13 protein-coding genes are annotated in these 13,717 nt (G+C 61.1%); 9 read left to right on the top strand and 4 right to left on the bottom strand.

Features of this window, described 5'->3' with window-relative positions; all coding sequences use genetic code 11:
- Position 1 precedes the first annotated feature (1 nt).
- The 9 genes from C2L65_RS31210 to C2L65_RS31170 all read left to right on the top strand — a co-directional run bounded on the left by C2L65_RS31210 (position 2) and on the right by C2L65_RS31170 (position 11,028).
- Positions 2-1,543, top strand: coding sequence for an aldehyde dehydrogenase family protein (locus tag C2L65_RS31210; RefSeq protein WP_042306710.1), 1,542 nt, complete (start codon positions 2-4; stop codon positions 1,541-1,543).
- Between the two features lie 88 nt (positions 1,544-1,631).
- Positions 1,632-2,888: an ABC transporter substrate-binding protein gene (locus tag C2L65_RS31205; RefSeq protein ID WP_042306708.1), complete on the top strand. Its 1,257-nt coding sequence runs from the start codon at positions 1,632-1,634 to the stop codon at positions 2,886-2,888.
- 78 nt (positions 2,889-2,966) lie between these two features.
- Positions 2,967-3,941 carry a carbohydrate ABC transporter permease gene (locus C2L65_RS31200; RefSeq protein WP_081920861.1) on the top strand — a complete coding sequence of 325 codons (975 nt, stop codon included), beginning with the start codon at positions 2,967-2,969 and terminating at the stop codon, positions 3,939-3,941.
- Between the two features lie 115 nt (positions 3,942-4,056).
- The gene (locus C2L65_RS31195) at positions 4,057-4,920 is read left to right on the top strand and encodes a carbohydrate ABC transporter permease (protein WP_007584781.1); all 864 of its coding nucleotides are present in this window, start codon (positions 4,057-4,059) and stop codon (positions 4,918-4,920) included.
- 3 nt (positions 4,921-4,923) lie between these two features.
- Positions 4,924-6,030, top strand: coding sequence for an ABC transporter ATP-binding protein (locus C2L65_RS31190; RefSeq protein ID WP_042306705.1), 1,107 nt, complete (start codon positions 4,924-4,926; stop codon positions 6,028-6,030).
- Between the two features lie 30 nt (positions 6,031-6,060).
- Entirely contained in the window at positions 6,061-6,840 is a 780-nt protein-coding gene (locus tag C2L65_RS31185) for a 3-ketoacyl-ACP reductase (protein WP_042306703.1), read from the top strand.
- 10 nt (positions 6,841-6,850) lie between these two features.
- Positions 6,851-8,575 (top strand): GMC family oxidoreductase, encoded by a 1,725-nt coding sequence (locus tag C2L65_RS31180; RefSeq protein ID WP_042306701.1) that lies wholly within the window; start codon positions 6,851-6,853, stop codon positions 8,573-8,575.
- A complete protein-coding gene (locus C2L65_RS31175; RefSeq protein ID WP_042306698.1) occupies positions 8,478-9,650 on the top strand; it encodes a dihydrodipicolinate synthase family protein in 1,173 nt (390 codons plus the stop codon). The genes C2L65_RS31180 and C2L65_RS31175 overlap by 98 nt, the downstream gene beginning before the upstream one ends.
- A 40-nt stretch (positions 9,651-9,690) precedes the next feature.
- On the top strand, positions 9,691-11,028 hold the full coding sequence (locus C2L65_RS31170) for an MFS transporter (protein WP_042306697.1): 1,338 nt from the start codon (positions 9,691-9,693) through the stop codon (positions 11,026-11,028).
- Positions 11,029-11,142: 114 nt separating this feature from the next.
- On the opposite strand, the gene C2L65_RS31165 is transcribed toward C2L65_RS31170, so the two are convergent.
- From C2L65_RS31165 to C2L65_RS31150, 4 genes are all read right to left on the bottom strand, one after another.
- Entirely contained in the window at positions 11,143-11,496 is a 354-nt protein-coding gene (locus C2L65_RS31165) for a BON domain-containing protein (RefSeq protein ID WP_042306695.1), read from the bottom strand.
- A 47-nt stretch (positions 11,497-11,543) separates the two neighbouring features.
- Entirely contained in the window at positions 11,544-12,347 is an 804-nt protein-coding gene (locus tag C2L65_RS31160) for a hypothetical protein (protein WP_042306693.1), read from the bottom strand.
- Between the two features lie 69 nt (positions 12,348-12,416).
- Positions 12,417-12,875 (bottom strand): YaiI/YqxD family protein, encoded by a 459-nt coding sequence (locus tag C2L65_RS31155; RefSeq protein WP_042306692.1) that lies wholly within the window; start codon positions 12,873-12,875, stop codon positions 12,417-12,419.
- Positions 12,876-13,048: 173 nt separating this feature from the next.
- Positions 13,049-13,696: a TetR family transcriptional regulator gene (locus C2L65_RS31150; RefSeq protein ID WP_042306691.1), complete on the bottom strand. Its 648-nt coding sequence runs from the start codon at positions 13,694-13,696 to the stop codon at positions 13,049-13,051.
- Positions 13,697-13,717 lie beyond the last annotated feature (21 nt).

The raw sequence follows: 13,717 nt of genomic DNA, 5'->3' as shown, positions 1-13,717 counted from the left end.
CATGACGTACGACACCGCAATCCCCGCTGCAACTGCGCTTCTGACAAGCGATAAGGCGCCCGCGCACGAAGCCTTCAACGGCCGTATGTACATCGACGGCGCGTGGACCGAATCCACGGACAAACAGCGCTTCGAGCGCCGCAGCCCTGCGCATGGCCACGTTGTCAGTTCGTTTCCGGAAGCGACACCGGCAGACGTCGAGCGAGCCATCAACGCCGCCGACCTCGCCTTCCGTCACGGCCCGTGGCCGAAGCTCAAGGGCGCGGAACGCGCACGGATTCTTCTCGCGATCGCTGACGGCATCAAGGCTCGCGTCGACAGGATGTCGCTGCTCGAATCGCTCGAAACGGGCAAACCGCTTGCGCAGGCACGCGGCGAAGTGTCCGGCTGTATCGATCTCTGGCAATACGCAGCAAGCCTTGCCCGCACGACCAGCGGCGATGCCTACGACACGCTCGGCGAAGACATGCTCGGCATCGTGCTGCGTCAGCCGATCGGCGTCGTCGGACTCATCACGCCGTGGAATTTCCCGCTGTGGATTCTTTCGCAAAAGCTGCCGTTCGCTCTCGCGGCGGGTTGCACCTGCGTCGTCAAGCCGAGCGAGCTGACGTCGAGCACGACCGTCATGCTGATGGAGATTCTCGAACAGGCCGGCGTGCCGGCAGGCGTCGTCAACGTGGTGACGGGCAAAGGTCCGTCCGTCGGGCAACCGCTCGCGAAGCACGACGCCATCGATATGTTGTCGTTCACCGGTTCCACGCGCGTCGGCAGTTTGCTCGGCGGACTCGCATCGAAGAAGCTGAAGAAGGTCGCGCTCGAACTCGGCGGCAAGAATCCGCAGATCGTCTTCCCCGATTGCGACTGGGACGCGATGGTCGATGCCGTCGTGTTCGGCGTGTACTTCAACGCAGGCGAATGCTGCAACAGCGGTAGCCGCGTGCTCGTGCATGAATCGATTGCGGAGCGCTTTGCGCAGGCGGTCGTCGAACGCGCACGGCAAGTGCCTGTTGGCGACCCGCTGCATCCCGAGTGCAAGATCGGCGCGATCGTCAGCGAGAACCAGTTGGTCGAGATTCTCGGCAACATCGACAAGGGCGTTGCCGCAGGCGCGCGTCTGCGCCTGGGCGGCAAGCGCTATGACGCGAACGGCCTGTATCTGGAGCCGACCGTCATCAGCGATGTCACGCCCGACATGAGCATCGCCCGCGAAGAAATCTTCGGCCCCGTGCTCACGATCATCCCCTTCTCCGACACGCAGAACGCGATCGATATCGCGAACGACACCGCCTACGGACTCTCCGCCGCCGTCTGGAGCAACGACATCAACACGTGCCTGAGCGTTGCGCGCGGCGTCGATGCGGGCACCGTGTGGGTCAACACCTTCCTCGACGGCTATCCGGAACTGCCGTTCGGCGGCTTCAAGTCGAGCGGCGTGGGACGCGAACTCGGCAAGCAGGCCGTCGAAGACTACACCGAGACGAAGACGATTCAGCTTCACATCGGAGAGCGCAAGAACTGGTGGCTGCCGCGCCCCGCCGCCTGATCACGAAGCCATCCAGATCGCGCCACGGCATGCCCGCGGTGGCGTCCACAAGAAAGCCCGCCAAGAGAGCGTCATCAAGGAGACAAAGATGTTCAAGAAGCGTATTGCTGCAATTGCAGTCGGCCTCGTTGCCTGCCACGCGCTGTCCGCTTATGCGGCTGACACGAAAACCGTGGAAGTCATGCACTGGTGGACTTCTGGCGGCGAAGCCAAAGCCCTTTCCGTGCTGAAAGACGGCCTCAAAACCAAGGGCTATGCATGGAAAGACAGCCCGATCGCGGGCGGCGGCGGCGAAGCCGCGCGCACGGTGCTGAAAGCGCGCGTCGCGTCGGGCAATCCGCCTGATGCGATCCAGATGCTCGGCTTCACGATCCCCGAATACGCGCAGGAGGACTATCTGCAAAACCTCGATCCGGTCGCGTCGAAGGAAGGCTGGGACAAGCTCGTGCCCGGTCCAATCCAGAAGTTTTCGAAAGTCGATGGTCACTGGGTTGCTGCACCCGTCGATGTACACCGCACGAACTGGATCTGGGCGAACAAGAAGATCTTCGATCAACTAAAGCTCACGCCACCGAAGACCTTCGAAGAACTCGTCGCCGATGCCGACAAGATCCGCAAGGCCGGCTACATTCCGCTCGCGCACGGCGGCCAGGCATGGCAGGAAGCGACGATCTTCGATAGCGCGGTGATGTCGGCGGGCGGCCCGAAGTTCTATCAGCAGGCGTTGGTCAAGCTGGACCCGAGCGCGCTCGGCTCGAAGACGATGGAAAAGGCCTTTGACCAGATGCGCGCGTTGCGCGGCATGGTCGATCCGAACTTCCCCGGCCGTGACTGGAACCTCGCCACGTCGATGGTCATCAACGGCAAGGCTGCCATGCAGATCATGGGCGACTGGGCGAAGGGCGAGTTTGCATCGGCAGGCAAGCAGGCGAACGTCGACTATCTCTGCTTCAACTACCCCGGAACGGATGGCGCGTTCATCTTCAACACCGACCAGTTCGCGGGCTTCAAGAAGGGCGACGCGAGTCTCCCCGGCGAGTACGCGTTCGCGTCGACCATCATGGACAAGGGCGTCCAGGCGAAATTCAACCAGATCAAAGGCTCGATACCCGCGCGACTCGACGTGCCGCAGGACGGCTTCGACGAATGCGGCAAGAAGTCGATGAACGACCTGCGCGCAGCGCTCAAGACGGACTCGATGGTCGGCAGCTTCGCGCACGGACACGCGATGCCCGATGGTCCGAAGAACGCCGTGTATGACGTCGTCACGCACTTCTTCAATTCGAATCAGTCGTCTGCGGATGCCGTGAAAGCGCTCGTCGCGGCAGTGAAGAACTCGCAGTAAGCCAAATGGTCCTTGTGCGGATGCGGCACCCAACGCCGCTGTCCGCGAGGCCCGTCATCTCCGACGGTAGGTGTTGCCATGCTATTGCACAATCGCGCCCATGCGGCGACCACGCTTGATGATCTGAACAACAGCTCGGGCCAAAGCCCGACACGAAAGCGATCGACGTTCCGAAACCGCTTCGAAGCGGTCCTGCCCAAGATCGTCCTTAGCCCGACATTGATCATTACGTTGATCTTCGTCTATGGCTTTATCTCGTGGACGACGGTGCTCTCGTTCACCCGCTCACGCGCCTTTGCCAACTTCCACTGGGCAGGTCTGCTTCAGTACGGCCGCGTCTGGGAGCATCCGCGCTGGCATGTGGCGATCGTCAACCTCGGCATCTACGCATCGCTCTATGTCGTGCTGTGTATGGCGATTGGTCTCGGCCTCGCCATTCTGCTCGATCAACGGATTCGCGCTGAAGGCGGATTGCGGGCGCTCTTTCTCTATCCGATGGCGCTCTCGTTCATCGTCACGGGCACCGCATGGAAATGGATTCTCAATCCGGGCCTGGGACTCACCAAGCTGTTCCATGACTGGGGTTGGACGAGCTTCCAGTTCGACTGGATCATCAACGACGACATGGCGATCTATACCGTCGTCATCGCCGCTGTCTGGCAGGCGTCAGGCTTCGTGATGGCGATGTTTCTGGCAGGCTTGCGCGGCATCGACCAGGAACAGATCAAGGCAGCGTCGATCGACGGTGCGCGCATGCCTTCGATCTATCGGCGAGTCATCATTCCGCAGCTGCGACCCGTCTTCGTATCCGCGTTCGTGATTCTCGTACACCTTGCCGTCAAGAGCTATGAACTCGTCATTGCATTGACAGGCGCCGGTCCCGGCTACTCGACCGAACTACCGTCGACCTTCATGTACTCGTTCACCTTCACCCGCAACGAACTCGGCATGGGCGCGGCCAGCGCCGTGATGATGCTGTGTACGGTGGCGGCCATCATGGTGCCCTACCTCTACTCCGAAATGCGACCTCGCCGGAAGAGCGGCGGCCATTGAACTCAACCGATAGCCCCTTAGCAACCTTTTTGCATGGGGCCAGAGTAAGGCTCTAAGAGCCAACTCTGGCCAACAGGAGACAACGATGGCTACCAAGACATGGGACTCACCACAGATGGTGGTGGGCAAGCATAACTACGTCTCGCGGATCGTCATTTATTCGATGCTGGCGATTGCAGCCGTGGTCTATCTCGTACCGCTGCTCGTGATGCTGCTGACGTCGTTCAAGCCGCTGCCCGAGGTCTATTCAGGCAATATCCTCGCGCTGCCGCATCAGTGGACGCTCGAAGCGTGGGAAAAAGCCTGGGGCTCGGCATGCGTGGGACTGGAATGCTCTGGTGTAAAAGGCTTCTTCTGGAATTCCTTCCGGATGGTCTTCTCTGCCGTGGCGATCTCCACGTTACTCGGCGCATTGAACGGCTACGTGCTGACCAAATGGCGCTTCAAAGGCGACAACACGCTGTTCGGCCTGATCCTGTTCGGATGCTTCATCCCGTTCCAGATCGTGCTGATTCCGATGGCGTCGTTCCTCGGCAAAGTCGGTCTCGCGCAATCGATCAGCGGCCTCGTGTTCGTGCATGTCGTTTATGGCCTGTGCTTCACGACGCTGTACTTCCGCAACTACTACATCGCTTTTCCCGATGAACTCGTGAAGGCGGCGATGATCGATGGCGCGCGTTTCTTTCGCATCTTCTTTCGCATCCTGCTTCCCAACTCCGTGCCGATCATCACGGTCACCGTGATCTGGCAGTTCACGAATATCTGGAACGACTTCCTGTTCGGCGCTTCATTCACGACGGGTAGTTCCGCGCCCATTACCGTCGCGCTGAACAACATCGTCAATACATCGACGGGCGTCAAGGAATACAACGTCAACATGGCCACGGCCATGATCGCCGCGCTGCCGACACTGCTCGTCTATGTAATCGGTGGTCGCTACTTCGTACGCGGTCTGATGGCCGGCTCGGTCAAGGGGTAAATCATGTCTTCTCTGCACGTATCCAACGTTCGCAAAGCCTACGGCTCCACCGAAATCCTCAAGGAGATCAACATCGATGTCGACGATGGCGATTTTCTCGTTCTTGTCGGACCGTCGGGCTGTGGGAAATCGACGCTGCTTTCGCTGATCGCCGGACTCGACACGCTCTCGGGCGGCGAGATCCGCATCGGCAACGACAAGGTCAACGACCTGCATCCGAGCGAACGCGACATCGCGATGGTGTTTCAGAGCTATGCGTTGTATCCGAACATGTCCGTCGGGCAGAACATCAGCTTCGGTCTGGAGATGCGCAAGGTGTCGAAGCCTGAACGCGAGAAGGCCGTGAAGGATGCTGCCCGTCTGCTGCAGATCGAGCATCTGCTCGACCGGCGTCCGGGGCAGCTGTCGGGTGGTCAGCGTCAGCGTGTCGCGATGGGACGCGCGCTGGTGCGTCATCCGAAGATATTCCTGTTCGATGAGCCGCTGTCGAATCTCGATGCAAAACTGCGCGTCGATATGCGTACCGAGATCAAGAAGCTGCATCAGCGTTTGGGCGCGACCATCGTCTACGTCACACATGACCAGATCGAAGCGATGACGCTGGCCACGCGTATCGCCGTAATGAAGGGCGGCGTGCTGCAACAACTCGGCACGCCCGCCGAGGTCTACAACACGCCCGCCAACACGTTCGTCGCGACGTTCATGGGCTCGCCGTCGATGAACCTGATTCCGGCACGCATCGAGCGCGCGAATGGCGCGCTGCATCTGCTGGTGGGTGAAGGCCAGAAGGCCATCGACCTTGAGTTGCCGCCGCAACCGGCTGCAGTCGAGCGCTATATCGGTAAGAAGGTGATCGCGGGTCTGCGCCCTGAAGCGATCGGTGTGGAAAACGAGCGTGCCACGTCGGCGCTGCGTACCGTACCCGTCACGATCAACGTGCTCGAACCGACGGGCCCCGACACGCTCGCCGTGCTCGATCTCGGCGGCATGGAAGTGTCCGCGCGGCTCGGCGCCGACATGCCGCACGCGTCGGGCGAACGATGCGAGTTGCGCGTCGATCTGTCGAAGCTCGTGCTGTTCGACTCGGATACGGAAGAACGGATTCACTGAGCGCACAGCGCAACGACGGATGGTGCAGCCATGAGCAAGATAGCTGGAAAGTGTTCAACCGCGCTGGTAACGGGCGCGCGACGCGGCATCGGCCGGTCGATCTGCGTCGCGCTCGCGCGGCGCGGCTTCGACATCGTGCTGACGGATGTCGTGGACGACGAGGACGCCGCGACGACCTGCGGTCTCGTACGCGACGAAGGTCAGGAGGCGCTCTTCATTCAGAGCGATCTCAGCGACGTCGACTCGCATGAAAGCGTCGTCGAGGAAGCCGTGCGCTTCAAGGGAAGTATCGAATGTCTGGTCAACAACGCGGGCATCGGTTCGCCTAGCCGCGGCGATCTGCTCGATGTATCGCCGCAAGCGTTCGATGCCGTGCTCGGCGTCAATCTGCGCGGCTCGTTCTTTATGACGCAGGCCGTCGCTCGCCACATGTGTGCGACATCGTCGACGGCCGCCCGTTCGATCGTGACGGTTTCGTCGGTATCGGCAGAGATGGCATCGCCCGAGCGCGCCGAATACTGCCTGTCCAAATCCGCGCTGCCGATGATGACGCGCCTGTTTGCATTGCGGCTTGCGAGCGCAAATGTCGGCGTGTTCGAAGTGCGCCCCGGCATTATCCGCACACCGATGACATCGGGTGTCGCGGAGAAATACGAGGCGCGTTTCCGCGAGGGCCTGGTTCCCGCCGGCCGCTGGGGCGAGAGCGACGAAGTGGGCCAGGCGGTCGCGACGCTTGCGGGCGGCTTGCTGCCCTTCGCGACGGGCAGCGTGGTCAACGTGGATGGCGGCCTGTCCATCCCTGCATTCTGAGCCGACTGACATGAAAACGACGACATATGACTACGTGATCGTGGGCGGCGGCTCTGCCGGTTGTGTATTGGCCAATCGCCTGAGCGCCGATCCCTCGATCAAGGTCCTGCTGCTCGAAGCAGGCGGTTCCGATCGCCACCCTTTCTTCTCGATGCCCGCAGGCTTCGCGAAGATGACGCGCGGCATCGGTTCGTGGGGCTGGTTCACAGTGCCGCAGAAGCATCTGAACAACCGCGTGCTGCGCTTCACGCAAGCGAAGGTGATCGGCGGCGGTTCGTCGATCAATGCGCAGATCTATACGCGCGGCGTCCCTGCCGATTACGACGATTGGGAACAGAAAGCGGGCGCGACGGGTTGGTCTTATCGCGATGTGCTGCCCTACTTCAAGAAGTCCGAGAACAACCAGCGCTTCGCGAATGAGTATCACAGCTATGGTGGCCCGCTCGGCGTATCGAATCCGATCAGCCCGTTGCCGATCTGCGAGGCGTTCTTTCAGGCTGGGCAGGAACTCGGTATTCCGTTCAATCCGGACTTCAATGGTGCGAACCAGGAAGGTCTGGGCTATTACCAGTTGACGCAACTGGATGCACGGCGGTCATCAACGGCAGCCGGTTTTATTCGACCGGTGCTCGGACGTGCGAATCTGACGGTCTCGATGCAGGCGCGAACGCTGCGCGTGATCATAGAGGGAAACCGCGCGACAGGCGTCGAATACGTGACTGGCGATAGCCGCGATCCGCAGATCGTGCGCGCGTCGCGTGAAGTGATCGTGTCGTCGGGCGCGATCGGTTCGCCGAAGCTGTTGATGCAGTCGGGCATCGGTCCCGCCGATCATCTCGGGTCTATTGGCATCAAAGCTGTCCACGATCTTCGCGGCGTCGGTTCGAATTTGCAGGATCACCTCGACCTCTTCGTCATCGCCGAATGCACAGGCGATCACACCTACGACAAGTACAACAAGCTGCACAACGCCGCGTGGGCTGGACTGCAGTACCTGTTGCTGAAGAAAGGCCCGGTTGCATCGAGTCTCTTCGAAACGGGTGGCTTCTGGTATGCGGATCGCGACGCGCGCGACCGTTCGCCCGACATCCAGTTTCATCTCGGCCTCGGGTCCGGTATCGAAGCGGGCATGGCGAAGCTGAACAACGCGGGCGTTACGCTCAACACCGCGTACCTTCGCCCGCGCTCGCGCGGCACGGTGCGTCTCGCCAGCGCGGACCCCGCCGCCGCGCCGCTGCTCGATCCGAACTACTGGGCCGATCCATACGATCGCGACATGGCGATCAAGGGCCTGCGACTCGCGCGCGACATCCTGCGCGCCCCAGCGATGAAGCGCTATGTGCAAAGCGAAGTTCTGCCGGGAGCACGCGTGAATACCGATCAAGAACTGTTCGACTATGCATGCGCGAATGCGAAGACCGACCACCACCCCGTCGGCACCTGCCGCATGGGCCGCCCCGACGATCCTGAAAGCGTCGTCACACCCGACTTGCGGCTTATCGGACTGGATGGCCTGAGAGTCGTCGACGCGTCCGTCATGCCCTATCTGCCTTCGTGCAACACCAATGCACCGACGATCATGGTCGCCGAAAAAGCCGCCGACATGATCATTCAATCCCAGACATCGAGAGGTTTCCGTGAACATCAATCTGCCAACGCCGGAAGGTTCAATCAGCCCGTACACGATGCAGCATCGGGAAGACCAGGTTCCGCCGTCCACCGCGCCGACGTTTAATCGCATCGCGTATGCGGCGGCGCACGTCGTCGTCGATCCATCGCGTGCGTATGAGCCATGGAGCGACACGCCGCCTGTCGACTGGGACGCTACGCTTGCATTTCGCAGCTACCTGTACGGTTTGGGGTTCAAGGTGGCCGAAGCGATGGATACCGCGCAGCGCGGCATGGGTATCGGCTGGCCAACAGCCGCCGAACTGATCCGACGCAGCATCGCGCACGCGCGCAGCATTCCCGGCGCGGACCTGGCGTGCGGCGCGGGCACCGATCATCTCGACGGCACACGCAGCCACACGCTTGCCGACATTGTCGGCGCCTACAAGGACCAGTTCGAAGTGATCGAATCAGCGGGCGGTCGGCCGATCATGATGGCGAGCCGCGCCCTGTGCGCAGCAGCACAGTCCGCCGACGACTACAAGCATGTCTACGACGCCGTGATCTCCGCGTCACGCAACAAGGTCGTGCTGCATTGGCTCGGCGACGCGTTCGATGCTTCGCTCTCCGGCTACTGGGGCAGCCGCGACGTCGCGACAGCGATGGCGACTGTGCTCGACATCATCCGGCTTCATCGGGACAAGATCGAAGGCATCAAGATTTCGCTGCTCAACGCGGAATATGAGCGTCAACTCAGATCGCAGTTGCCCGACGGCGTCGTGATGTTCACCGGCGACGACTACAACTACGGCGAACTCATCGCGGGCGACAGCACTGGCCATTCGCACGCGCTACTCGGCATCTTCGACCCGATCGCGCCTGTCGCATCGCGCGCGCTGGTGAGGCTCGCCGCTGGGGATACCGATGCGTATCGCCAGCTCATCGATCCGACGGTTGCGCTATCGCGCGAACTCTTCGCTGCGCCCACGCAGTATTACAAGGCTGGCGTCGTTTTTCTCGCATGGCTCAACGGGCATCAACGGCACTTCTCGATGGCAGGCGGGATGCAATCGGCGCGATCTGTCGCGCACTACGCGGAGGTGTTCAGGAAGGCGGACGTCGCGGGCGTATTGATTCGACCCGAACTGGCTCGCCGTCGCATGAGCGAGTTTCTGAGTCTCGCTGCGGGTATCGATAACTGAAAACCGGTTCGCGCATCGCGAGCCCGATTGGAGACGAAGCATGACAGCACAGGCAACCTCTGCGGTTTCAGTGTCGTCGGTAGACGATGCCGATGCGAATGTGACAGGCAAGGATCTTCGACGCGTCATCGCTGCAAGCGTCGCCGGCAGCGCAATGGAGTGGTATGACTTCAGCATCTACGGGACCGCTTCAGCGCTCATCTTTTCGGATCTGTTCTTTCCAGGACTCGACAAGGCCGCGGGTCTGCTCGCGATCTTCGGCGCGTACGCCGCGGGGTTCTTCGCGCGACCCTTTGGCGGGCTGTTCTTCGGCTGGCTAGGCGACAAATATGGTCGCAAGAGCGTGCTGGTTGCGACCGTGCTGCTGATGGGCGGCTCGACCTTCTGCATCGGCCTGTTGCCTACGTGGCATCAGGTCGGCGTATGGGCGGCCGCGTTGCTCGTCGCATTGCGTCTGCTACAGGGCTTTGGCGCAGGCGCGGAACAGGCGGGCGCTTCGTTGATCGTGTCTGAGTTCGCGCCACCCGCCCGACGTGGCTTCTATGCAGCACTGCCTTTTGCCGGCTGCATCATCGGCATTCTGCTCGCGAACGGCATCTTCACGCTCGTCCAGCGGCTGCCGAAGGACGAATTTCTCAGCTATGGCTGGCGCGTACCGTTTCTGTTCAGCGTGTTCGTCATCGTCGCCGGTATTGTGATCCGGATGCGCGTGAAGGAAAGTCCTGTGTTCGAAGAGATCAGGAAGTCGGGGCATGCGAGCAAACAGCCGGTGCGCGATCTGATGTCGGAGGCACGCGGCACGTTGCTGGTCGCGTTCTGCCTGCGCGTCGGCGAAAACGGCTCTTCATACCTGTACCAGGTGTTCGCGCTTAGCTATCTGACCAAGGTGCTGCTGGTCGACAAGTCGGTCGGCACGATCGGTCTCACGATCGCCGCAGCGCTCGCCGTGTTCACCATTCCAATGATGGGCTGGCTGTCCGATCGCTTCGGCCGGCGGCTGATGTATCGGCTCGTTGCGCTGTTCACCTGCCTTTGGGCATTTCCTGCCTTCTGGCTGTTCACCACGAAGGACCCCGTGCTGATCGTGATCAGCATGGCTGTCGCCATCGGTGTGGGCGTGTTCGGGATGTATGGGATTCAGGGGGCGTATTTTCCTGAACTGTTCAGTGCCCGCTATCGATACACGGGCATCGCGGTCAGCAAGGAGTTCGCTGCCGTGGCATCCGGCGGGATCGCGCCTTTCATAGCGGCCGCGTTGCTCGCGTGGGCACAAGGCGCGTACTGGCCGATTGCTACCTATATCGCGGTGTTGGCGGGGATCAGCTTTGTCGCTACTTTCTTCGCACCGGAGACTCGCGGGATCAGTCTTCGACAATGATGGGTGAATGCCGAGCGGCCGGCTTCCGTCCCGGATGAGCCGCTCGCTGGAATGCGAGCGGCGTCTCCTCCTTGTGACAACCCGGAAGGAGACGCCGCCCTCGCTTCTCTGGTCTTACTGCCCGCCTTCCCGAATCGTCAGAGCATTCTTCACGGACGTGACGCCGGAAACGCCCTTCGCTATCGAGGTCGCCTTGTCGATCTGGGCCGGATCGGTCACGCCCCCAGCGAGCGTCACTGCGCCGCCTTTCACGAGAACATTGATCCCCGCCGTATCGACACCGCCCTTCGAAAGCGCCTGGGCCACTTTTTTACTCAATGCCCGGTTCGCCTTCCTGATGGAGGATTTCGATGCACCTTGCGTTGTCGTCGTTGCGCTAGCGGCTTCGCTTCCCTGAGCCCAGGCATTGACGGAAGCAACGACGATCAATGCAGCGCCAGCCAGCTTGAGTGTTCTGATTGCGTTCATTAGTTTCCCCTGTTTAAGTAACTCAACGAAAGATGCTGCCGACTACGTTAAGGCTTCACATTCTCTTGCTTCGCGCCCGTGGCGGCAGCAAGCCGGCTTTGTGCCGCGACGAGTTGGTCATCCGTGGTGGCCACCAGCCATAGGCGTGCATGTTCCATGAGCTGGCGGTTGTGGTCCTTCAACGGGCCCATCGCCGCTGCGGCCTTCCAGACCACCGGGCCGATCCGGCTCTTGCGGCCCGAGGGTGCGCCTACCAGCAGGCAATAAGGTCCCAACGGAAGCGATACAAACGGTAGTGCCGGACTTGCACGCACGCGCCAATCGATGAATGGCGTCTCGCTGATCAGCAGCGGCGAGGGCAAGCCGTACAGCACACTGAAATCGTACAGCGACAGTTGCTCCCGCACGCCTGTGTAAATACGCCGGATGTCATCGACAACCGCCGCACGGATCTCGTCCTCGAACATCGGCTCCTGCGCATAGCGGGCCGTTGCCTCGCGAGCCTCCACCTGATAGGCGCTAAAGAGGCCGAGTTCCACGCAGTCCTGCACGGCGCGTTGAATCTCCGAGACAGAGCCCGCCTCATCTGGCATGCCCAACTGCGCAGCCCGCAAGAACCGGGCAAGCCCCGCTTCCTGGATTGCAGGGCCCTCTGCGGCTACCGCGTCTTCACCGTCCTTGTCGAGCGGCACATAAATATATTTCTCAGCAGCGAAACGTGATTTCTTGCCTTCATCGAACTTGATTTCGCCATCGACGTAATCCAGATAGCGTGTCCCGACTCGACCATGCTCCCAAATCCAGTTCTTCAAAAACGGGCGTAGCGGATGCAGTTTCTCTTGATCGGCCATTGAAACCTCCTGGTGCCCCAGTATAGTTCCAAATCGCCGGTTGAAAACCCGGCAAATCACATTCGACGTTCAGCCTGGCGCCGCGCGATGACGCGCGAGAAACCGGTCCAGTTGCCCCGCGAAGGTCTTGCTGTCGCGCGGACTGAAGGGCGCTGGACCGCCCGTATCGACGCCCGAGCTGCGCAGTTGATCCATCACGGTACGCATGGTCAGGCGTTCCTCGATGTTCTCGCGGCTGAACCAGCCTCCACGCGGATCGAGCACGAAGGCGCCCTTCTCGAGCGCAGCGGCGGCAAGCGGTATGTCGGCGGTAATCACCAGGTCGCCGGCCACGGCCAGTTCGACGATGCGGATATCAGCCGCGTCCGCGCCCGCCGGTACTTGCAGTGACTTGATATACGGCGAAGGCGGCGTCTGCAGATACCGGTTCGCCACGAGCGTCACACACACTTCGGCGCGACGCGCGGCCCGAAACAGCATGTCCTTGATGACAACCGGGCAGGCGTCTGCGTCAACCAGCACTTGCATCTTGTAGCTCCCAATCACTGCATCGCTTCCGTCTGAAGTTTTTCGAGGTCAGCATGGGCCTCGTCGACCCGACCTTGCGATCAGTCGCAAACATACTACTTCAAAACATAAAGGCCACTCGACAAAGCGCACATGTCGACGACAGCGCGCCAAAAAAATAGGCAACATTGCTGCTATCCGCACGCCCCCTGAGGGCGCCGCAACGAAGGTGAATAGCTGAACATGCCAATGCACACGTCCGTCAGAAACTCCGCATCGCGCGGCAGCATGATCGAATCGCGTTCCAGCAGCCAGTCTCGCAGCACGCCGCCAAGGAACGCATGCACGACGCTCGACGCACGCTCGGTATCGAGATCGAACGGCAGTTGACCTCTCGCGATTGCATTACGCAAACCGCGCTCGAGATACATCCTGCCGTTACGCGCCGCGTCGTGTTGCCGCTCGATCACCAGCACCATGTCTTTTGTATTTTCGCACTTCGTGAACAACACTTCGAACACGCGGCGGCTGTGCGGCTCGACCACGGCCTTACCGAGGAAATACACCAGCAGTTGCCTGATCCTGCCGAGCGGGTCCGGCTCCGCAGCATCCGCGGTCGCTGCAACGAGCATTTCCATCGGCAGCATCACGCGGTTCGTCATCGCGACGAACAGATCGCTCTTATTGCGGAAGTGCCCGTATATCGCGCCACGCGTACACCCCGCACGCATCGCGATGTCCTCCAGCGACGTGCGGGACACGCCATGCTCCGCGAACAGCCGCTCGGCTGCGTCGAGAATCTGGTCGCGTGTTTCCCGCGCCTGTTGTCGTGTTCGCCTCATCGGTCGTCGTACCGGTTCGAG

Origin of the sequence: Paraburkholderia terrae (assembly GCF_002902925.1) — a bacterium.
Classification (GTDB): domain Bacteria; phylum Pseudomonadota; class Gammaproteobacteria; order Burkholderiales; family Burkholderiaceae; genus Paraburkholderia; species Paraburkholderia terrae.
This window is presented reverse-complemented; position numbering and strand designations above follow the sequence as displayed.